Genomic DNA, 22,020 nt, shown 5'->3' with positions numbered 1-22,020 from the left:
GTAATGCTTTTAGGTCTTCAAATAGTTTGGAGGGGATCAGAACGACAGCGAGAGGTTAGCACCGATGCTGCGGGAGCTGGGCAGCTCGCCATAACCGAATCCCTGGGCATTGCCACCTTTCGCGTCGATCTCCGGATCGATATGCGGGGTGTTTTTGAAGATCATCCATACGTTCCGGCCCACGAGCGAGATCTTGGCCGACTGGATTTTTACCTTTTTCAAAAGTGATGGGCTGAACGTGTAGCCGAGCGTCAGTTCGCGCAGTTTCACATAGCTCGCATCGAAAATCGCCGACTCGTGGTAGTTACGTGGGTTGGAATAGCCATAAAGCTGGTTGGCAGTGACGATAATGTCGTTGGGAACATAGGACTTCGAACCATCCGCAGCGGTTACCTCACGCACGCCTTGTCCGATCACACCTTCCTCGCGGCCCAGGGCGGTTTCCGCATACTGGCCTGTCCAGCGGGCAGTTCCGGTACCTTCGTCATAAATGTCGCCACCCATGCGAACGTCCACCAATGCGCTCAGCGACCAGCCTTTGTAGTTGAAGGTGTTGAGCATACCGCCGATCCAGTCGGGTTGGATATTGCCCAGTTTTTGTCCGGCGGCCGTCAGCGGCAAGCCATTCGCGCCGTAAACGACCTGTCCGTTGTACTTCTGGAAACCTACGCCGTAGAATGTACCGTAAGGCTGGCCTACGCGTGCTTCCGACGACATACCGCGCTGTGTGGCAAGCGTGTAGGTGGTGAGACCTTCCGCGAGTTCAACCACCTTGTTGCGGTTGCGGGCCCAGTTGAGTGAAACATCCCAGCTGAAACCTCCGGGCAGTTTCACCGGCGTTCCCGAGATCGAGATTTCAATCCCTTTGTTGGTGATTTTACCTGCATTCAGGATGCGGGTGTTGTAACCGCTCGCTTTGGAAATTTCCACACCGAGGATCTGATCTTTGGTAGTCTGGTTGTAGTAAGTTACATCCAGGCCGATTTTGCCTTTCAGGAACCGCAAATCAGCACCGAGTTCGAGGCCGGTTGTGATTTCCGGTTTCAGGCCGCTGTTCGCGATTTCAATGTTTTCAGAGAACTTGGGCACCGCGCCGTTCCATGAGCCTTTGGCCAGGTAAGTTTGGGCCAGCTGGTAAGGCGTAGCGTCGTTACCCACTTGTGCGTAGCTTGCCCGAACCTTTCCAAAGGTGAATACATTGCTTTTTACATCGAAAAGCTCTGTCAGTACCGCGCTCAATGAAGCGGAAGGGTAGAAGTACGAACGCGCATTCGCCGGCAGCGTACTCGACCAGTCGTTGCGGGCCGTCAGGTCAAGGAATAACGCATCTCTCCACGATAGGTTAGCCGTTCCGAACAAACTCTGTGTCTCCGACTTTTTGATCTCCGATTCGATGGTGTTCTGGCTTGGTACCGAGTTGCCGGCGTTGTAGAGGCCATCCACCACCATTTCGCCTACATAGAAATAATTTCTTTTATAATAATTGGTGCGTTTAATACCACCCACCTGCACATTCAACCCGAAATCCGCATTGATATTCTTGTTGTAAGTCAGCATGAAATCCGAGTTGGTTTCCTGGCTGCGCAATACTTCTTCGGAGAAGCGGCCAGGTGTACGTACGCCATTGCGGACGCGCAGGAAGTTGGATACGTTAATCCGCGTGTCGGTCCAGTAGTCGGTCCCGCTACGGAGCATAATGCTCAGTGAAGGCAATATCTTGTAATTCAATGCGATGTTGCCCAGTAAACGGTCCTTCTCGTTGCTTTGCGGAAGCTTCTTTTGAGAGAAGTACGGGTTGGTAAAGAACGTATGCTGCCAGTTAGGCGGGTCGGTGTCGTTGCCGCGCTGGTTGTGCACGTCGATGTAGCTCTCGTAGTCACGCAGCTGCGCCCATGATACGTGGCGGTGCGACCAGATGAATTCTTGCCCGCTGCCGTAGCTCTTGTTGTCGGAACCCGATTTGATGTACTCACCCGACAGCGTAATGCTCAAATTTTTGGTCAGGTTGTAGCCCGAGTTAATGCGGAAGTTGTTCCGGTGGAAATCATTGTAGTACATAATCCCTGTCTGATCCACACGGCTCAGGCCAAGGCGGAAGTAACCCTTGTCGTTACCGCCGTTGAGCGCGATGCTATTGGTAGTCGTGCGACCGGTGTTCCAGTACTCGTCCCAGTTGTTGGGCTGAGGAGTCAGTGGTGCAACATCGTCACCAGTCCACCACTGTCTCACCAGGCGCCCGTCCATCGGAGCTCCCCAGCTTTCATCAGTCCCTTCTGATCCCACGAGCGGATATCTTGCGTCGTAAACGGCGCGGTATTGCGCAATTTCTGCCGGATCGGTGATGTTGCCACTCCATCCGTCGTTATACCAGGTGCGGTAACCGTTACCGCCGCCATAGGTGTTCTGGAAGTTAGGTTTGATCCATGGGCGCTCGAAACTGATGTTGGAGTTGATATCCACACCGAGCCCTTTCGTACCCTGGCCGTTTTTAGTAGTGATGAGGATAACGCCGTTGGCTGCGCGGGAGCCGTACAATGCGGCTGCGTTAGGGCCTTTCAGTACGGACATTTCCTTGATATTGTCGGGGTTGATCTCCGAAATACCGCCTCCCCAGGTTTTGTTCGCGGTTTGCTCCATCGGTACGCCGTCGATGACGATCAATGGCTGGTTGTTGCCTGAAACCGACGAAGATCCGCGGATCTGGATTGTGGAGCCGCTGCCGGGCCCGCCGTTCGATTGGACGCGGACGCCCGCTATTTTGCCGGAAAGCGCATTCGCTACGTTCGTTGAACGTGATTCGGTCAATGCACTTCCTTTTACTTCCTGTACCGTATATCCCAACGCCTTTTTCTCACGCTCGATACCGAATGCGGTGACGACCACCTCGGCGAGCTGCCGCGTGTCGGCGTCCAGCTTGATGTCAAATTTGGATTGGTTGCCGATCGGCATTTCTTTGATCAGGAAACCCACATATGAGATGACGAGCACGCCGTCACCCGGAACCGAAAAGCTGAAATTACCGTCAGCATCGGCATTAGTACCCACATTGGTGCCTTTATAAATGATTGACGCGCCTGCAAGTCCGAGACCATCTTCGGCCGCTGTTACCTTTCCGGTGAGCTGGCGCACTTGTGCGAAAGCCACCGGGGAACACAGACAAACCCATATAAATAAGAGTAGAACTTTACGCATGGGAATCAGGGGTTAAAATTGTTAGGTGGTAGTAGTAGGAGGAGAAAAAAGTTATGGCTGTGAGGCGTCCACATTTCCGTGCGCCGCACACACTTTCACGTGGACAGAACAACACAGCCATAAGCTTGCAACACTGCTTTTCCGGAAAGCAATACCCTCTTTAATCGAGGACAAACAGGTCAGATCGTTTCAGCGAGGCCATAAAAAAGCCAGACGTCGACAAGCGGTGTTTGTCCACGGTGTCAAGAAACCTGTATTAAAAAAATTATATTGTGTTGGAGCGTAACTTGCCCGGCGTCCGTGTTTCGGCTCATCCGGCTTTCAGCAAGCCCCTCTCAACACGGTCAGATATATTCATGTGCGGCTGGAATATATCCTCGGTTTAGAAGTTCTGTCATTCGTTTAATGACTTTTCAAATATACTGACAATGTCAAATAATGCAAGAGATTAAATTTAAAAATTGAAGTTTTTTGCAATAAAAATTGGTCATTTAAAATCAATACAGACTATTATTGTAATAATTTGATAATAAATTTTACTAATCTGATTTTTAGCGCTTCCTATCGAATTTGTAGATTAGTGGCCTGATTTTGTGGTCGTAATTGTCTAAAATATAGGCGTTTACTCAAATTTGATTCTTATAAAATTGTAACATTGAGTTACTAGCGACTTTTCGTGGCTTCCAGCCCTGCGGGAAGTTGAAGCAACAAAAAAGAGCGCCCCGGTGAAAAGGCGCCCTTTTAAGGTATATTAAAATAGTTATATTTCTACTTTATGGCTGGTCGATAAACCGCTTTAAAATAGGGCGGTAGGAGTCCACCCGGCGGTCGCGTAAGAACGGCCATGTCGTGCGGTAAAAGTCGAGTTTTTCGAGATCCAGTTCTTCCACATGCGTCACCTCTCCCTCATGCGGAGCGAGGTAAAGCAGCCGCCCCTGCGGATTGGCAATGAACGAACCGCCCCAGAACTGTTGATCGGCTTCGCGGCCCACGCGGTTTACGGACACCACATATACGCCGTTCGCGACGGCATGTCCGCGCTGCACGGTTTGCCACGCGCCATATTGCTCTTCATTGATAATAGGATCTTTCTCATTCACATCCCAGCCGATGGCGGTAGGGTAGAAGAGGATCTCCGCGCCCATGAGGCTGGTAATGCGCGCAGCCTCGGGATACCACTGGTCCCAGCAAATGAGTACGCCGATTTTGGCAAATTTGGTATTGAAAATCCGGTAGCCATCGGTATCCTGTTCGGTTACCGGCGCGTCGCCGGGCGTGAAATAAAACTTTTCGTAGTAACCCGGATCGTCGGGAATGTGCATTTTGCGGTATTTGCCCAGGTAAGCACCGTCGGCGTCGAGCACGGCGGTAGTATTATGGTACAAGCCATGCGCACGTTTTTCGAACAGCGAGGCGATGATCACCACGCCCAGTTCTTTTGCCAATGCGCTCAGCGACTCGGTCGACGGGCCGGGAATGGCCTCGGCGAGGCTGAAATTGGCATGGTCTTCTACGTCGCAGAAGTAGAGCGATTTGAACAGCTCTTGCAGACAGATAATATTCGCGCCTTTTTGCGCAGCTTCGCGGATTTTCTCGGTAGCCTTCTGAAAGTTAGCATCAACGTCCGAAGTGCAGCTCATTTGCACCAGACCAATGTTTACTTTTTTTGCCATTTTGGATGTTTGTGTGGATGAATATCGGACGGAAATGCAACACTAATTTGACTGTGGTAGTTCTGGTATCGGAAAATCGAACGAAATATCGTTCATGCATTTGAAATGACCTTTCGGACATTTGCTGTAACCGATCTTGGAGCATGGGCGGCAGCCAAGGCCTTTCACTTCCAGTTTTTCAAATGCGGTGCGGTAGGGGTACATCCCGAATTCCGGAATGGTATTGCCCCAGATCGAATACACTTTCTTCCTAAATGCAGCGGCTACGTGCATTAGCCCGGTGTCGTGCGTGAACACGATCGATGCCTTTTGCACTAAGGAAGCCGATTGGTTAAAATTGTATTTCCCGCAGGCATTCAAAATCTGCGCGTCGCCTAATGCATTGCGGATTTCCTCACCGGCTTCAAAATCCTCGGGCCCTCCCAACAAAATGACGGGATGGCTGATCTTCCGGCAAAGCTCGATCATGCGCGGAGCTGGCATTTTCTTGGTGAAATGCTGCCCGCCGATCGCGTAGGCTACGTAGCTTTTGCGGTGCGTCTCTGGGAGTGATTCCGGTTCGACTTGATCTTTATAAGGAATGAAATAGTCCAGTCCCTCGCCGTCGTTTTGGATATCGAATGTTTTTAAGGTATCCAAACATCTGTCCACAATGTGCACCGGCGGCAGGTAGTTGATCTTGAACTGCGTCATGAGCCACTTCTGCACATTCAATTTCTCGAAACTGAATGCCGGCGCGCCGAGCGTCCATTTAATGCGGAGCGTGCGAATGTTGCGGTGGAGATCGATGATGTAGTCGAACTTTTCCTCTTTGAGCAACGCCAGCAATTCCTTGGCATTGCCTTTTTCAAGCAGCCATACTTTGTCGATGTATGGATTATCCCGCAGCAGGAATTCGAACTTGCTTTTGGTGAAATAGTGGATTTCGGCTTCCGGCATCTGCTTTTTCAGGCAGCGCACCACGGGCGTCGTGAGCACGATATCGCCAATGGAGGAAAAGCGCAGAATGAGGAATTTGACCGGTTTATTCACTTGGGATTTCCTGAAGTAACTGTGATTGCGGCAGATTTTCCGGCTTTTTGTGTTTCCAGCGCTTATGCGACCAGAGCCAGTTGTCTGGTTGACGAATAATGTCCTGTTCCAGAAAGCCAATCTGCGCCTGTAAAATGCTATTGTTGGGTGCCTGTTTCGGTGATTCGGTGATCAGTTTGAAATACCCCCTATAAAATCCTCTTTTTGCTTCATTCTTTAAGATAGCCATATATAGCACCGGAGAATTAAGCCGCCGTGCGATCAGTTCTACGCCACGAAACACACCAGTGTCCTGGTTCAGGAATTTGGTCCAGAACGCCTTTTCCGGTACAGGCGATTGGTCGTTGATGAGTATGAATATAAATGGCCTGTCGCGTGGTTGCATGGCCTTGGAAATGGCTTCCTTCATTGTTACCATTTCGGTCCCGAATCGGGTCCTTACATTTTTAAACCAATCTTCAAATGCATCATTTTGAAGTTCGTGATAGACCACGACCATCTGGTGGCGCAGCCGGGCCGAGCCAAAAAGGTTCAACATTTCCCAGTTTCCAAGGTGCCCCGCAACTACGACCAGGTTTTGGTTTTTCTGGTAATAGTGGTCCAGAATAGAAACGTCGAGATCGATCCGGTCCAACAGTTCCTCCCTGGAAATGGATTTAAGTTTGATCGTTTCGAAAATGATATCGGTGAAATTGCGGTAAAATTTGGCTGCAATCGCCTGAATGGATTGTTGGTCGTACGTAGGGAAACTATTCCGGAGATTGCTTAATACGACCTTTTTTCGGTATTGACCGATATCAAAAATGAGGAACCGGAAGATGTCGGAAAGCTTGTAGAGCATTCCCCAGGATAGCTTCGAGACCGCATTGAGCAGTATCAGAAACAAATGGGTGGTGAACGCTTTCATGTGAGGAACATCTTGTACTAAAACGGTAATTAAGCTGCAAAGTTAATACTTTGATTGTATTTTACCTGAAATAACCCGTTGAACGGCAGGGTTCCTGCGCTTAGAAGCATTGTAAATTAGGCGGTTGCGGTACAACAAGTATCCAGCGAACTTAGGATCGGACTTTCGTTTTGTTTATATTCACTCTTTCAAACAGTAGAACTAATGCTATGCTGGAAGGATTATTTGATATCAAGAATGATCGCAGACTAAGCGTCTATCTGTACCGTGCCGGTTTCGGCATGTGGCTGATGTACCTCGTGCTGGGCGCTCCCGCGCTGCATGTGTACAAGCATTACCGCCAGGATTGCGGTATGCTCTGTTTTGTGCTGATGATTGTCGGCTTCAGTGCTTCGATGGTGTACGATTATTTCCACCACCGCGACCAGTATGAGGTGAAGAAGAAGTGGCTGTTTATCAGTTATGTGATTCTGGCAGGGATTATCTATTTCGTCGAATTCAGAGGGCACGAAAACAGCATTAACCTCGACTGGCTGCTAGGCCTGCTTTAATCCGCGACCGACTGCGAGTTCTGCATCATTTCCCGCACTTTTCCGTAAGATAGGTCCGGCAATGCCGCTACTTTCCCGATCACGATGATCGCAGGCGACGCCATTTCGGCGACTTGCGATAGCGGTACGATATTGCCGATTTTGCCCGTAACCACTTTCTGGTTTTCCAGCGTGCCGTTTTGGATAATGGAAATGGATTCGTCGAATTTGCCCAGCTCCGAGTAAATGCCGACGATTTCCTGCAATTTGTGCAGGCCCATTAAAATGACGACCGTCGCAGTCGACTGCGCGGCCAGGCGCACGTCATTCGAAAGCGCGTGCTGCTTGGTAGTACCGGTAATCACCCAGAAACTCTCGCTCATGCCGCGTGAAGTCAGTGGAATACCGGCCAATGCAGGTGCTGCGTAGCTGCTCGAAATGCCGGGAATTACTTCCGATTCAATGCCGTGCTCAGCTGCGAAGAGGATTTCCTCATAACCTCGACCAAATATAAACGAGTCGCCGCCTTTCAGCCGCACCACTTCGCCATATTGACGCGCCTTTTCGACGATCAGGTCGTTGATTTCGTCCTGGCCGCAGCTGGTTTTGCCGAAGCGCTTGCCGACGAGAATTTTGACGCAATCTTCCGGGCAGTAATCCAGTAATGAGGGGTGTGCAAGGGAATCGTATAAAACGACCCGCGCTTTTTGCAGGGCCTTGATCCCTTTGAGGGTGATCAGGTCGGGATCGCCCGGACCTGCACCGATCAGTGTCAGTTTCATGGTGAGTAAGCGTTGCCGGCGGTCGGCCGTCGGCGGTCAAGAATCGACCACCGACGGCTGACCGCCGACCGCTGTTTATTAGCTATCCTTTCCGAACGAAAGCTCTTGCAATGCAGGCTCTCCGGTTTCGACCAATTGCGCCTCGCGGGTTTCGCGAACGAAGTTCAGGAAGTGCTCCGAGGTGCTGATGAAATATTGTGCGAACGTTTCGGTTGGTTCGAATTTATTAATACTGAATACCAATGCTTTGAATGGCGTCTCGGCCTGATTCTCCACGGAGAATTCAGCAGGGACATCATATTTGAAATCCTGCCCGAAATGCGTTTCGAAATCGTTGATAATGCCGTATTGCGTGTTGGTAGTCACGTCTTTCGACATTAGCAAGCCTTTTGCACCAGTGATGAACACGTTGTACGCGTGGTAAATCGCATCCGCCCAAACGCCCGATTGGAAAGATTCTTTCGCAAGGTTCAGTTTCTCCTGGCCTTCGATGATGGTGGTAGCCACGAGATCAACCAGCACGGAAGCACATTCACCGACCCCGATTTCAGTTTTGAATAATTCATCGTGATCCCAGTCGCGGTAGTCGTCGTCCTGTACCGTAGTAAGGTCTGCAAGAGGTTTCAGGAGTTGGAAGAAGTAATTTTTTGTCTGGCGGAGGTAATATTGGTTGAAATACTCCCCATCGAATGCATTTGCCTCATAATCGTTGAAAAGCAGGCGCAAAACTTCCGGTCCGCGTTTGGTAGGGACTTTGATCACCTTATCACCGATCAGACCGATGCCGTCGCCGGAGAAACCTCCGCCGAGCAGCACTTGCAATGCCGGCAATACCAGTTTGCCATTCTTGATCGAGCTGCCATGGAAACCGATATTGGCCGCATTGTGCTGGCCGCAACCGTTCATACAGCCGCTGATTTTGATTTTAATATCCTGATTATAAATCATTTCAGGGAACTCATCGCGCATGACATCTTCGAGTACGCGGGTGATACCGTAGCTGCTGGAAATCGCGAGGTTACAAGTATCGGTTCCGGGGCAGGTAGTGATGTCCATGGTGCTGTCGAAGCCAGGGGCTGCGAGGCCGAGTTTCGCGAGTTCATGGTAAAGCGCTACGAGGTCTTCGCCTTTCACGAAACGCAGGATATAGCCCTGGTTTACGGTCACGCGAATGTCGTCGGCAGCGTATTTACGCACCACATCGGCCAGGCTGCGGGCCGTATCGGAGCTCATATCGCCCAGCAACACGCGCAGCTGCACGGCATACCAGCCTTTTTGTTTTTGCTCAAATGTATTGGTACGCAGCCATTTGGTGAAAATGTCGAGCTTGTCGGCTTCGATACTTTCGGCAGCGATTTTCAGGATTTCCGCTTCGGACAATGCAGGGCGCGGCGCGTGGTTGATCGCCTCGTATTCATTCGTACCGAAAAGGTCTTCGGGAATCTGGAATATCTTGTTGCGAACTGCTTTGCGCTCTTCTTCCACTTTTTCCATCATGCCTTCCAGGCCGAGGTCGTTGAGGAGGAACTTCATGCGCGCCTTGTGCCGACGCACGCGCTCGCCGTAGCGGTCGAATACGCGAAGCAATGCCTCAATGAATGGAATTACCTTGTCTTCTTCCAGGAATTCAAATGCAGTTTGCGCCGAGAACGGCTGTGCACCAAGGCCGCCACCGATGAGCACTTTGAAACCGCGAACGGTTTCACCCGCTTCGTTCTGACCCATTTTAGCGATCAGACCTACGTCGTGGATGAATGCCAGTGCCGAGTCTTTTTCAGAAGAAGAAACGGCGATTTTGAACTTCCGGCCCATATCCTGGTTGATCGGGTTGCGGAGGAAATAAGAGAAGATCGAATGGGTGATCGGCGTCACGTCGAACGGCTCATCCGGATCGATACCCGCGACAGACGACGCCGTAACGTTACGGATGGTATTACCACAAGCTTCTTTGAGCGTAATGCCCGCATCTTCCAGATCGGCCCACAATTGCGGCGAGTCCGAGAGTTTTACAAAGTGCAGCTGGATATCCTGGCGCGTGGTGGCATGCAGGTTACCGGTTGCGTATTTGTCGGAAGTATTGGCAATACGGACAAGCTGATCAGCTGTAATGCGGCCGTAAGGCAATTTGATGCGGATCATCTGCACGCCGGGCTGACGCTGACCATACACACCGCGTGTCAGACGGAATTTACGGAACGCTTCTTCCGGAGTTTCGCCGGAGTTGAATGCACCGATCTTTTGTTGCAGGTCAATGATATCACGCTTCGCAACGGCGGATACTTTGTCAGAAATGATTAAATCGCTCATGATGATATTCTAATCGTCTATCGGGATAGTATATTTTTATTCAATAGTGCGGTGATGTTGGGGATGACTAGTTGAGGTGTTACATATTAGTATCATTTTCACCTCTGGCTTCGACTTCGCTCAGCCTGACAAACGTCTTGTCACCCTGAGCGGAGTCGAAGGGTCATGCCCAAAACATTACTCGATCATACAAGCCCCAACCGTCACATTGGACGTTTCGTCGATCAGGATCGCTGCGCCGTTTGCGCGGTTCTTCTGATAGGGGTCGTATGCGATGGGCTGGGCTGTCCGCAGAACGATTCTTGCTACGTCGTTCAGTTTCAGGGCCTCTACCTCATCCAGTTTTTCATAAGAGTTGATGTCGATCTGGTATTCGATGTCACGGATCGAGCAGCGTGAACGTGCCGTACCGTGTTGCAAAACGTATTTGTTACCTGGTTTCAGCGTCTTCTTGTCGTCCATCCAGCACACCAGCGCTTCGATATCCTGGCTTACGATCGGTGAGTTATCTACGGTTACGATCGTATCGCCTCGGCTGATATCGATATCGTCTTCAAGCAATATCGTTACAGATTGAAGAACAGATGCCTCCTGTATTTCGTTTCCGCCAAATTCGATTTTAGCGATTTTAGACTCTCTTTCCGAAGGCAATACCTTGATCGCGTCGCCTTTTTTGAAAGTGCCGCTTTGCACACGACCGGCATAACCACGGTAATCGTGCAGCTCGTCAGTCTGAGGGCGGATCACATATTGTACCGCGAAACGGCCGTCTTCCTGGTTCTGGTCTTTCAGTACATTCACGTTTTCGAGTACCGAAAGCAATGTCTCGCCGGTGTACCAGGTCATGCTTTCGGAACGGTCGACGATGTTATCGCCATTCAAAGCGCTCACCGGAATGATGGTGAGGTCTTTAATAGAAAGTTTCTCAGCCAGTTCTTTATAGCTTTTGGCAATTTGAAGGAATGCGTCCTCGGAGTTTCCTACCAAATCCATTTTGTTCACCGCCACGATCACGTGCGGGATGCCCAGCATGGAAGCGATCAGCGAGTGGCGGCGGGTTTGTTCTACCACACCATGACGTGCGTCAACAAGGATAATGGCCAGGTCCGCATTGGAAGCACCGGTCACCATGTTACGGGTATACTGGATATGCCCCGGCGCATCGATGCTGATGAACTTGCGGTTCGGCGTCTGGAAATATTTGTAAGCCACGTCGATGGTAATGCCCTGCTCGCGCTCCGAACGGAGGCCGTCAGTCAGCAATGCAAGGTCGATTTCACCGGCATTACGGGTCTTGCTGGCGCGCTCGATGGCTTCCATCTGATCGGCCAGGATATTTTTTGTATCGTAAAGCAAGCGACCGATCAATGTGCTTTTGCCGTCATCAACGGAGCCTGCTGTTATAAATCTTAGTAAATCCACTGTATTTGTTCAATTTTGAATGACTGAATGATTGAATGAGTGAATGTCTTCTTCCTCCCATTCCTCCATCCTCCTTTCGTCCCTTAATCAGAAATAACCTCCCTTTTTACGGTCTTCCATCGCCGCCTCAGTCTGCTGGTCGTCGATGCGGGTTTCGCCGCGTTCGCTGATTCTTGAAATCGTGATTTCAGCGATAACTTCGTCCAGGGTTGCTGCTGCGGATTCTACCGCTGCGGTACAGGTCATGTCGCCCACGGTACGGAAACGCACCTGGCGGGTTACAATCTGATCTTCCGGATCGGGTTCGATTACCGGCGTGTTGTTCAGCAGCTTACCGTCACGCAGGATCAATTCGCGTTCGTGTGCGAAGTAGATCGAAGGCAATGCGATCCCTTCTCTTTTCAGGTAAGCCCAAACATCCAGTTCAGTCCAGTTCGAGATCGGGAACACGCGTACGTTTTCACCTTTCTGAATGCGGCCGTTGAACAAATTCCAAAGCTCGGGGCGCTGGCGTTTCGGGTCCCATTGACCAAACTCGTCGCGGAACGAGAAGATACGCTCTTTCGCGCGTGCTTTCTCTTCGTCGCGGCGTGCGCCGCCTATACATGCGTCAAATTCAAATTCTTCGATGGTATCCAGCAAAGTGAAAGTCTGCAACCAGTTGCGGCTTGCATTCTTGCCGGTTTGCTCTTTCAAACCTTTCGCTTTGATAGTATCCTCCACATAGCGAACGATCAGTTTCGCATTGATCTGCTCAGCCAGTTCATCACGGTACTCGATCGCCTCGATAAAGTTGTGACCGGTATCGACGTGCACCAGCGGGAAGGGGATTTTGCCGGGTGCGAATGCTTTTTTCGCCAAATGAACCAATGTGATCGAATCCTTACCTCCTGAAAACAACAGGGCAGGGCGCTCAAACTGGCCGGCTACTTCACGCATAATGTAAATGGCCTCTGCTTCCAGCTGATCCAGGTAATCCGGAGCGCTGCGTTCACTAATCTCCCGTTGGATGTCGGAGGCCTCGTTCACTGAAATTGACATATTTTTGGTTATTGATTTAAATGTTAATAGCGGGTACGCATTCTGTAATCGGCGGTCGGCCGTCGGTGGTCAGCGGTCATTTTTGACGGCCGACGACTGACCGCTGACCGCCGATCTCACTACTTCGCGTGCAACCCGCACTCTTTCTTCGACTCATCTTCCCACCACCATCTTCCGGCACGGAAATCCTCGCCTTCCTGGATCGCTCGCGTGCAAGGTGCGCAGCCGATGCTTACGAAGCCTTTGTCGTGCAATGGGTTATAAGGGATTCCGTTTGATTTGACATATTGCTTCACCTCTTCGAACGACCAATGCAAAATCGGGTGGAACTTGAAAAGCTGGTGCGCCTCGTCCCATTCGAGCCTCGGCATATCATGACGGTTCCCCGACTGTTCTGCCCGGATACCCGTCACCCATATTTTTGCACCTTTCAATGCACGGTTCAGCGGCTCCACTTTGCGAATGAAGCAGCATTCCTTCCGGTTTTCGATCGATTCGTAGAAGCTCAGCGGCCCTTTGGTGCTTACCAGGTTTTCTACCGCGTCAGTTTGCGGGTAGTACACCTTTATTTTCGTGTCGTAACGGTTGTTGGTCTTTTGCAGAGTCATGTAAGTCTCCGCGAAAAGCCGACCGGTATCGAGCGTGAAGATGCCGATATTGATATTGTTCTTTAAAATGAGGTCGCTGATCACCTGGTCCTCATACCCGAGGCTGGTCGAAAATACGACTTCACCAGGAAAAAGATCCGCCAGAATCGAGAGCGATTCGATTTCACTTTTGCCTTCGATGGCAGCGTTTAAAGATGCTAATGTTTCGTTCATGGTGTAAATTATTTCAAATCAAATCGGGCAACATTCAGGAACCGGTTGTTCAAGTGATCGAAATCGCCGTCGGTGGTAATCAATGTCGCATTCAAAGTGCTCGCCACTGCCGCAATCCACAAGTCATTCTTCCCCATATTCCTCGCAGAACAATCCAGCCGCCGCCCCGGTAATCTTCCCTGACTGAATGCGTCGATCTCGGCATAGCGGTTGATCGCGTCCTCAGCCAGCCGAAAAAAAGGAACAAATTCGCTAATCAGTTCCTCCATCTCAGCTCTTCTGTTCGGTCCCCATGAATTCTGAATCGCAAGGGACCTCAATTCGCCTATTACAATTGACGGGATCACTACGTAATTCCCGTCTTCGAAAAAACCGAAAGTTTCCTCTAATCTGTACCAAAAAGGATGCTTCCGTAAATAGGTCAATATGATGTTTGTATCCAATACATACCTCATTTGGTCAACTGCGAGAGCAAGAGTTCAAGCGGTTCTCGAATGTCCAGTTTATCGCGCAATGCATCAACCTTTTTCTTATCAGCTCCGGTGTAACCTCGTTCTCTGATTTGCGCTTGGAAAAGCTCCTCCATAGTTTGGTGCGATTTCGCGTCGCTCAACCAATGATCACCATCGCTTTTTGGTAAATCAGTTTTAACAAATTCTTCTACCTCGATTCCGGCAAGGTCTGCAGCCTGCTCCACAGAAATTAAATCTTTGTGATAAAGCTGTTCTGCAAAGGATAGCAAGAGCCCCTTTTTGTCCAAACCCTCCGGTATTTCAATAGTTACAGTGTGCATATGTATAGTTAAATTTAAGTGAATAATCCTACTCCAATATATCACTTTTCACCGACACTTCCACGGCGTGCGTGAAGTCCTCGATGAGGTCTTCGATGTCTTCCAAACCGACGGAAATGCGGATTAAACCTTCGGTAATGCCTAATGCAGCTTTCTCCTCCGGCTTCAATTTCGCATGGGTCGTGGTGTTCGGGTTGGTAACGATCGTACGGGTGTCGCCCAGGTTGGACGACAGTGATGCGATCTCCAATGCGTCCATAAATGCTGCTACGCGTTCGAAACCACCTTCCAGATCGATGGTGACGATAGAGCCACCTGCGCTCATTTGGCGTTTTGCGAGTTCGTATTGCGGATGCGATTCCAGGAATGGATATTTCACCGATTTTACGTCGGGGTGCTTGTCCAATGCCGTAGCCAGTGCCAATGCGTTGGAAGCGTGTTTTTCCATTCTAAGGTTCAGTGTTTCAAGGCTTTTGCTCAAAACCCAGGCATTGAATGGCGACATCGACGGCCCGGTCTGGCGACAGAAAAAGCGCAGCTCCTTGATGTATTCTTTTTTACCTACAACCACACCTCCCAGCACGCGGCCTTGTCCGTCCATGAACTTCGTCGCGGAATGCAGCACGAGGTCGGCACCGAAATCGGCCGGAGTTTGCAATGCGGGTGAGGCAAAGCAGTTATCTACGTTGAAAATAATATTGTGTTTCTTGGTAATGCGGCCGATCATCTCAAGGTCCACCAGGTCGAGTCCGGGGTTGGACGGAGTTTCGAGGTAGATCATGCGGGTATTGGGCTGTACTGCCGCTTCCCATTCAGCCTCGCTCGCGTCCGCATCCAGGTACGTGTGGGAAATGCCCCATTTCGGCAATATTTGCGTGATAATCTGGTGCGCCGAACCAAACAATGCACGACAAGCCAGGATGTGGTCGCCGCTTTTCAGCAATGCAGCCATGCTTGCGAATACGGCCGCCATACCGGTTGCCGTTGCCACGCCGTCTTCCAGACCTTCCAGCATGCAAACCTTATCCACAAACTCCTGTACGCTCGGGTTGGAGAAGCGGCTGTAAATGTTGCCTTCTTCGGTTTCCTCAAAAAGTGCTTTTCCCTGCTCGGCGCTCTCAAATGTGAAGCTGCTGGTCAGGAAGAGGGGAGTCGAATGCTCGCGATACTTGGTTTTACTGGTCTGGGTGCGTATCGCTTTGGTCTGTTTTTTCATGATGTGGAAACGTAGGCTGTCGTTGGTTAGCCCTTAAATGTATAATAGATGATTCCCGGATTGCTCCGTTTTATAAACTGCTTAAAACCATATAAATAATCCTCACACTCACGATAATGACAATCGTTCCTACCATGATCATCATGGTTTTGATGGGCAGGCGGCGGGATAGTGTGGCGGCGATCGGGGCGGACACCATACCACCAAGGATAAGGCCCAGCACCACTTGCCAGTGTGAAAATCCGATAATGCTGATGAAGGTAACCGAGCTTGCCAGCGATACGAAGAACTCCGCCAGGTTCACGGATCCGATGGTGTACTTGGGGTGCCTTCCACGCGCAATCAGCGTTGAAGTAACAATCGGCCCCCAGCCGCCACCGCCGATGGAGTCCAGCGTTCCGCCTGCCATCGCCAGCCAGCCGATTTTCTTGATCGGCCTTTTTTCAACTCGTTTCTTTAACGCTTTCTGTATAATAAGGATTCCCAGGATCAGCGTATAAATTGCCACTAACGGCTTGATGATGTAAATGTATTTTTCGAGGGACGATAGGGCATAGGCACCGACAATCGCGCCGAGCACGCCGGGAAAGAGGATCTTCTTGAACAATTTGCTGTTCACGTTCCCGAATTTCAGGTGCATATAACCCGATACACCACTCGTGAAGATCTCCGAAGTGTGGACGCTCGCACTCACAGCCGACGGCGGTACACCCACCGTCAGCAGAAACGTAGACGCGGTTACGCCATAAGCCATACCCAAAGCGCCGTCGATCATCTGGGCAACAAAGCCGCCTAGAACATAATAAAAGAAGCCTTCGCTTACTTCCAATTCGTTCCATAGGAGCGTCAGCCGGTCGTAGGTAAAAAACGTGAAAAGCAAATGGCCGATCACCATCAACGCGATCGCAGAGAAGATGTTAACCGCGATTTCGGTGCGGCTTCTTTTGCGGAGGGTAGCTGCCCAAAGCTTTTGCTGAATCGTTTCCCAGGTAAGGGGCGTTTTTGGATTATTTCTGGAAACCGGAATGGTCGGAGCGTCATTTTCCGCGCTAACGGCCGCTGACTGGAAGATTTCGTCGGATTCCTCTGGCAGGTCGCGGAGAAAAACCGCCTTCCCTTGCTCGCGTGCAAGCGCAGCCAAACGCCGATCTTCCTCAGGATCACCACTTGCGATATAGGCAACGTGTAACGATTCCCAGTTCTTTTCGGTGTTTTCAGTTGAGGGTGTAAAATCCGCCGCTTCCTTCAAAGTCTATGTAGTATACTATAATTATAGAGTAAACTTTCAAGAAAATAGCAAACTAATGTTTGCTATTTCAGGACGGCAAATTTAAGATCAATTTATTAGTTTTCAAAGAATAAAAACGGAAGCCGCGCTAATAAACGCGTACTTCCATCAGCGATACCGGCACATGGGCATGGCCGTTTTGCAGCTTGATTTTCAGTGAACGGGTCGTTACCGGTGTGGTGAATGTCAGACTTCTCTTCGTCAGGTGGTTGTCATTTATTGTTCCCACCACATTACCCGCGTCGTCCAGCACTTCAATATGTTGGGTACAAAAAGGCATCACGGTTTCCGGATGGACGTAAATCACATTCTCCATCGGGTGGTCGAAATCGGTATCGAATACGAAGTCGATTTCAGAAATGCTTTGATGCTCACTCCATTGCAGCAGGAGTTCGGGATTACGGTCGTCCGGTGCTGCTACCCAGGCGTTAGGACCGGCAATCGGGCGGTGCCAGCCGTTTTTCAGGTTTTCCGTTCCAAAAAGAGAAATGGGCTTGCTTAATGTAAATGCGAGGTTCAGCCCGGCCGGCCGGCGCTGCGGGCACCAGAACTCGAAGGTGTCGACACCCAGGTCGTCCGCAGGTTCCTGCTTTCCGTAATTGGAAACGGCAGGATTGGTCGCGTTGAAAACGGTCACGAGCCCGGTCACGCGCTGCTCGCTGTACTGGACTTTGACGTGCTCATTTTTCAGGAAGCACACAAATGCGTAACATTCCTCGGGGAAATAGCTGCCCCATTCGAGCGTCAGTTCGTGTTTTCCGGCTATCAAGCGGTAGCTTTTGGTTTCCAAAGTGACATCGGGCGTGTGGTTGAACGGCTTGCTGCTTTTGCGGAGTTCCACAACCAGCTCCGTGTCCCTGTCGGCCTCCACCCAAACGGTTACCCAGGGCATATCGCCTTTGACTGGCAACATTTGGGCTACGGAATGTTCGATGCGTTTCCATTGGTCGGAACCGGCGAGCGCTGTTAGTTTCAATGCCGAAGAGGCGCTGATTTGGGCGCTGTTGACCAGGTTCTCGGGATCAATAATCGCCGTTTGCGGCAAATATTGGCCAGAGCGCCATAATTCTAGTTGCAGTTCTTCCAAATGCTTTTCCCCGACTTCTCGCGGTGCGCAATTGTGCTTTTTGGCAACTGCTGCGGCAATCGCGACGGCCTGCCCGCCCGTTGCGCTCGTGGCCATCACTCGTGTAGACGCGAATGCGACGTGCGTAGCGCTGATAATGCGGCCGGCAATGAACAGGTTATCGATGTTTTTGCTGTAAAAACACCGGTAGGGAATGCTGTAAACACCTTTACTATGCCACTGATTGCAACCGGCCTGATCGGAATAGACGCCGTCGGCAGGGTGGAGGTCGAGGCTCCAACCGCCGAATGCCACGGTGTCGTGAAAAGCTTTTTGTTCCACTACATCCTGCTGCCTCAACAGGTAATCCCCTTCAAAACGGCGGCTCTCGCGCTTGCCCGGTATCGTACCCACCCATTCGAGCGTCATATTCTCTGCCTCCGGAAACTCGCCGGAGTTTTTAATGTAATTCCAGGCCCCGTAAACGACTTTCCAAAGCTCCCATTTGATTTGCTCGGTATCGTGCACGGTATCCAGCCTGCCACCATATTCCAGCCACCACAAGCGGCAGCCGAAATCTTTGGGGTTGAAAGTCTTGTAACGCGGGATTTCGGTAATATCCTTTAAAGCAAAGGAAGGCGGTACGAACTTTACCGGCCGCCCCATGTCTTTGGAATAGAAATACATAGAGTGCCCCAAAAGCTCGCCATACCCTTTGTCCGGCGCGAACTTCTCCCCGAATTCATCCATCGACTCCGCGCCCATCCGGAAAGCAGCACCCGCCAGAAACCCTACGATCCCATCGCCCGACGAGTCGCAGAATAGCGGTGCACTCAACGCGTATTTGGTACTATTTTGGCTGCAAAATGCATGCAATGCCTCGATCTTGTCGCCATTTTGTGTTTTATCAAGATCGTAAACTGCGGTGTTCAGTAGGAGGGAGATGTTTGCTTCCTGGGTAACCTTTTCCAGCAAAACAGTATCGAAGATCAGCGGGTTGCCGTCCGGGTTGCGGTAGGCGTTTTCGAGCATGATTTCATCGATAACCCCACCCTCGCGTGCCCAGCGGTTGTTGTTGCCCATGTGCGAGGTGGCGCCCAGTATCCAAAGCCGCACTTCACTCGAACAGTTGCCGCCCAGCACCGGCCGGTCCTGTACCAATATTACTTTCAACCCGGCCCTTGCCGCGGTAATGGCTGCGCAGGTGCCGGTCAATCCGCCTCCCGTAATCACAAGGTCAGCTGCCAATGCAATGGTTTTAGGCTCTCTTTTGTGTGTTGATTCTCCGATTATCATCTTGTCAGGTCTTTAAATGTCGTGGTTGCATGGCCTGTCGCGGCCCGCAGATAGTTATTTCAGCTCGATGTCAGTTTGGGTGGTGATGAAGCCGGTCGGTTTGATCACCGTGATATGGATTTGCTTTTCAAACCCGCGCACAGGAATTACCAGGTCCTTGCTTTCGCCCGGGTTCAGGTCGGGCAATGCGATGCTCGTGTCACCCGCTTTCAGGGTATAACCTTTGAGTGATCGGGCCGGGAAATCGCCGCGGGAGGTGATTTTGAGGGTCAACTGGTGAATGCCCTGGTCGCCGGTTTGGAAGTCTGTTTTCTCAATAATCACCGGCGAAAATTCTTTCTGATGAACCGGGTAGGCCAGCCTTGGCACCCTGTCAGGCCCCACAATACCCCACGGGCGGAAGCCATTCACGTTGGTACCGAACAGCTTGCTGCGGTAATCATTATAAGTCCACCACGAAGCACCTACCACGAAAGGCCGCTTGCGTATTTCCACCATCACATCGCTTAAATGCTGCGCCTGCCCCACTTCGCCGCCTTTGCCGTCCGAACGTGTTCCCCATTCGCTGATGAAGACAGGCTTGTCAGGGTAGAGCTTATGAATATGGTCGAGCGATTTGGCATGGCCGCCATAGGTATTGGTGGAAATAAAATCGACATACTGGCTCGCTTCATCCTCCGGTTTCTCAGGTAGGGTATTCAACAGCATACTCGCGAACGTGTACAGGCGCGTAGGATCGAGCTCGCGTGCGTAGGCGATCATGTCTTTCGTCCAGCGCTGGCCGCTGGCTGTGGTGGACCCGTATTCATTCCCCACACTGTATGCGATCACGCTCGGGTGGTTCCAGTCGCGCTCGGCCATCTCGCGGAACTGAGCGCGGAACTTCACGCGCATGGAATCGTTGTCCATTTGCTTCGGCGTAAGCTGCCAGTTCCCTGCTTCGGTGATGATGAGCATTCCGTAGCGGTCGGCGAGGTCGTAGAAATATTCGGAGGGCGTGTAATGCGTCAGGCGCTGGAACTCCATGCCGGCTTCCTTCATCAGGCGGAAATCCTTTTCAACCAGCCAATCCGGTTCCAGTGAGCCCATGCCGGGATAGTCGATCACCCGGTTGCCGCCGCCGACTTTGAACGGCTTGCCATTCAATAGGATTTGTGCACCGCTCACTTCAATTTTCCGGATCCCGAAGTTCGAGGCCAGCGTATCCTCACCCGCCACCGTTTTCAGTTCATAGAGATTGGGTTGATCCAGATCCCAAAGCTTCACTTGCGTCGCTGTCAGCCCCGTTTCAGCTTCGAGCACGGCCGTCTGTCCCGCCGGAATGCTTTTCGTTTTCGTTTTCCAGCGAAGCGTCAGAGGCTTTTTGTCCTGCAAAATTGTCAACTCGATTTTTGGCGTGGCCGCCGCGGACGATGCATTCCGAACCCGGATTTTGGCCTTAACCACCGCCGTACCTTTCGCCAGATCGGGCGTTGTCTCGATCTTCACATTTTCAGTATAAACCTCCGGCTCGATCGTCAGATAAACCGGCCGGATAATGCCGCCATAATTCACCCAGGCAGGGTAGCCGTCGTTGATATTACCACCGTCTTTCAGGCCTGGAATCGTATTTGTTTTCCAGGTATCGTTATTCACGGCCACTACCAGCAGGTTGTTGCCGTCCTTCAACTGCCCGGTCACATCGAAGCTGAACGGAGTGTACCCGCCCTCGTGTTCCCCGATTTTCTGGCCGTTCAACCATACATTGCTTTTGTAAAAAACAGCGTCGAAATGCAGGATTACCCGTTTACCGGTGGTTTTTTTCCAGGCGAAAGTCTTGCGGTACCAGGCAGTACCGGTGTAAAACTCGTATCGGGGGTCTGTTGAAAAGCAATGCGGGACGGTAACCTTGTCCTGGCGGTTCTCTTTCGCCAGATCTTCCCGGTACCATTGGGCGGCGATGCCTGCTCCCGCCGGATCAAGCAGGAACCACCATTCGCCGTGCAGCGGTATCGCGTTGGGTTGGCGGATATGGTATTGGGGCGCGTTCGGCTGGGCCGCACCAGGTTGCGCTGCGAGGCGTGTACACGTTAATGAGAGTAATAATGAGAAGGTTAATAGGGTTAAGCGTTTCATTATGTGATGTTGTTCGGTTTGGGGTTTTGTTTTTGTTCGAGGTTGAATTTTGTTTAATTTGTAAAAAGCATTTTCCATTATGGCCACTTCACACACCGCCCCGACCCGTTTGAGCAATCTCCAAAACGAATTGCTGAAACTATATGCCTATAATGTTTCCGATGATCAACTGAGGGATATTCGGAAGATGCTGGCCGATTATTTCGCCAGAAAAATTGATATGGAAATAGATCAACTTTGGGAGTCCAATAATTGGGACGAACAGACCATTGAATCCTGGAAATCGGAGCATATGCGCTCCCAGAAATCCATGTAGTTGCGGTTGCTTTTCGTTCGTTTTGTTGTTGCATGCCTGACGGCATTTCACTTCTTCTGATACATTCCATATTGCTACCAATGTTGTGTCCCTAACGGGACTTCTGTTTTGCTGTTAATGCTGGCAGTGGCCATGTTTCCTTTCCAAGTAAAATCCCGCTAGGGATGTAATATTGGTAGAACCAGACGACCCATTCTTGTTCAAAAATGCCGTAGGCATGTAA

Annotated in this window: 17 protein-coding genes; 2 read left to right on the top strand and 15 right to left on the bottom strand. The window is 50.9% G+C overall.

The window, feature by feature from the left end:
* Window positions 1-36: 36 nt before the first annotated feature.
* The 4 genes from CLV60_RS20915 to CLV60_RS20900 form a co-directional block, all read right to left on the bottom strand.
* Window positions 37-3,192: a SusC/RagA family TonB-linked outer membrane protein gene (locus tag CLV60_RS20915; protein WP_106597326.1), complete on the bottom strand. Its 3,156-nt coding sequence runs from the start codon at window positions 3,190-3,192 to the stop codon at window positions 37-39.
* A 773-nt stretch (window positions 3,193-3,965) separates the two neighbouring features.
* Window positions 3,966-4,865: a carbon-nitrogen hydrolase gene (locus CLV60_RS20910; protein ID WP_106597325.1), complete on the bottom strand. Its 900-nt coding sequence runs from the start codon at window positions 4,863-4,865 to the stop codon at window positions 3,966-3,968.
* Window positions 4,866-4,907: 42 nt separating this feature from the next.
* Window positions 4,908-5,897 carry a glycosyltransferase family 9 protein gene (locus CLV60_RS20905; RefSeq protein WP_106597324.1) on the bottom strand — a complete coding sequence of 330 codons (990 nt, stop codon included), beginning with the start codon at window positions 5,895-5,897 and terminating at the stop codon, window positions 4,908-4,910.
* Window positions 5,890-6,804 carry a lysophospholipid acyltransferase family protein gene (locus CLV60_RS20900; RefSeq protein ID WP_106597323.1) on the bottom strand — a complete coding sequence of 305 codons (915 nt, stop codon included), beginning with the start codon at window positions 6,802-6,804 and terminating at the stop codon, window positions 5,890-5,892. The genes CLV60_RS20905 and CLV60_RS20900 overlap by 8 nt, the downstream gene beginning before the upstream one ends.
* A 209-nt stretch (window positions 6,805-7,013) precedes the next feature.
* Here CLV60_RS20900 and CLV60_RS20895 point away from each other — a divergent pair, with 209 nt between their 5' ends.
* Complete coding sequence (locus CLV60_RS20895; protein WP_106597322.1) at window positions 7,014-7,355, top strand: hypothetical protein; 342 nt, start codon at window positions 7,014-7,016, stop codon at window positions 7,353-7,355.
* Here CLV60_RS20895 and cobA read toward each other — a convergent pair.
* The 11 genes from cobA to CLV60_RS20840 all read right to left on the bottom strand — a co-directional run bounded on the left by cobA (window position 7,352) and on the right by CLV60_RS20840 (window position 21,481).
* On the bottom strand, window positions 7,352-8,116 hold the full coding sequence (gene cobA, locus CLV60_RS20890; protein WP_106597321.1) for a uroporphyrinogen-III C-methyltransferase: 765 nt from the start codon (window positions 8,114-8,116) through the stop codon (window positions 7,352-7,354). The two genes, CLV60_RS20895 and cobA, sit on opposite strands and share 4 nt — an antisense overlap.
* Before the next feature lie 78 nt (window positions 8,117-8,194).
* A complete protein-coding gene (locus CLV60_RS20885; protein ID WP_106597320.1) occupies window positions 8,195-10,423 on the bottom strand; it encodes a ferredoxin-like domain-containing protein in 2,229 nt (742 codons plus the stop codon).
* 177 nt (window positions 10,424-10,600) lie between these two features.
* Entirely contained in the window at window positions 10,601-11,845 is a 1,245-nt protein-coding gene (locus tag CLV60_RS20880) for a sulfate adenylyltransferase subunit 1 (RefSeq protein WP_106597319.1), read from the bottom strand.
* 87 nt (window positions 11,846-11,932) lie between these two features.
* Complete coding sequence (gene cysD, locus CLV60_RS20875; protein WP_229211071.1) at window positions 11,933-12,886, bottom strand: sulfate adenylyltransferase subunit CysD; 954 nt, start codon at window positions 12,884-12,886, stop codon at window positions 11,933-11,935.
* A 119-nt stretch (window positions 12,887-13,005) separates the two neighbouring features.
* Window positions 13,006-13,707, bottom strand: coding sequence for a phosphoadenylyl-sulfate reductase (locus CLV60_RS20870; RefSeq protein ID WP_106597318.1), 702 nt, complete (start codon window positions 13,705-13,707; stop codon window positions 13,006-13,008).
* Window positions 13,708-13,715: 8 nt separating this feature from the next.
* Window positions 13,716-14,162, bottom strand: a complete 447-nt coding sequence (locus CLV60_RS20865; RefSeq protein ID WP_106597317.1) for a type II toxin-antitoxin system VapC family toxin — start codon at window positions 14,160-14,162, stop codon at window positions 13,716-13,718.
* Window positions 14,159-14,500 carry a hypothetical protein gene (locus tag CLV60_RS20860; protein ID WP_106597316.1) on the bottom strand — a complete coding sequence of 114 codons (342 nt, stop codon included), beginning with the start codon at window positions 14,498-14,500 and terminating at the stop codon, window positions 14,159-14,161. Before CLV60_RS20860 ends, CLV60_RS20865 begins: the two co-directional genes overlap by 4 nt.
* A gap of 28 nt (window positions 14,501-14,528) precedes the next feature.
* Complete coding sequence (locus CLV60_RS20855) at window positions 14,529-15,716, bottom strand: trans-sulfuration enzyme family protein (protein ID WP_106597315.1); 1,188 nt, start codon at window positions 15,714-15,716, stop codon at window positions 14,529-14,531.
* A 70-nt stretch (window positions 15,717-15,786) separates the two neighbouring features.
* The gene (locus tag CLV60_RS20850; RefSeq protein ID WP_229211070.1) at window positions 15,787-16,965 is read right to left on the bottom strand and encodes a TSUP family transporter; all 1,179 of its coding nucleotides are present in this window, start codon (window positions 16,963-16,965) and stop codon (window positions 15,787-15,789) included.
* 127 nt (window positions 16,966-17,092) lie between these two features.
* On the bottom strand, window positions 17,093-19,366 hold the full coding sequence (locus CLV60_RS20845) for an FAD-dependent oxidoreductase (protein ID WP_106597314.1): 2,274 nt from the start codon (window positions 19,364-19,366) through the stop codon (window positions 17,093-17,095).
* Window positions 19,367-19,420: 54 nt separating this feature from the next.
* Window positions 19,421-21,481 carry a glycoside hydrolase family 2 protein gene (locus CLV60_RS20840; protein ID WP_106597448.1) on the bottom strand — a complete coding sequence of 687 codons (2,061 nt, stop codon included), beginning with the start codon at window positions 21,479-21,481 and terminating at the stop codon, window positions 19,421-19,423.
* A gap of 79 nt (window positions 21,482-21,560) precedes the next feature.
* On the opposite strand from CLV60_RS20840, the gene CLV60_RS20835 reads away from it, so the two are divergent.
* Window positions 21,561-21,797 carry a DUF8507 family protein gene (locus CLV60_RS20835; RefSeq protein WP_106597313.1) on the top strand — a complete coding sequence of 79 codons (237 nt, stop codon included), beginning with the start codon at window positions 21,561-21,563 and terminating at the stop codon, window positions 21,795-21,797.
* Window positions 21,798-22,020: the final 223 nt, after the last annotated feature.

This window comes from Dyadobacter jiangsuensis (assembly GCF_003014695.1).
In the GTDB taxonomy this organism is placed as follows: domain Bacteria; phylum Bacteroidota; class Bacteroidia; order Cytophagales; family Spirosomataceae; genus Dyadobacter; species Dyadobacter jiangsuensis.
Note: the sequence above shows the minus strand (reverse complement) of the source record. Positions and strands in the feature narration are given on the sequence as shown.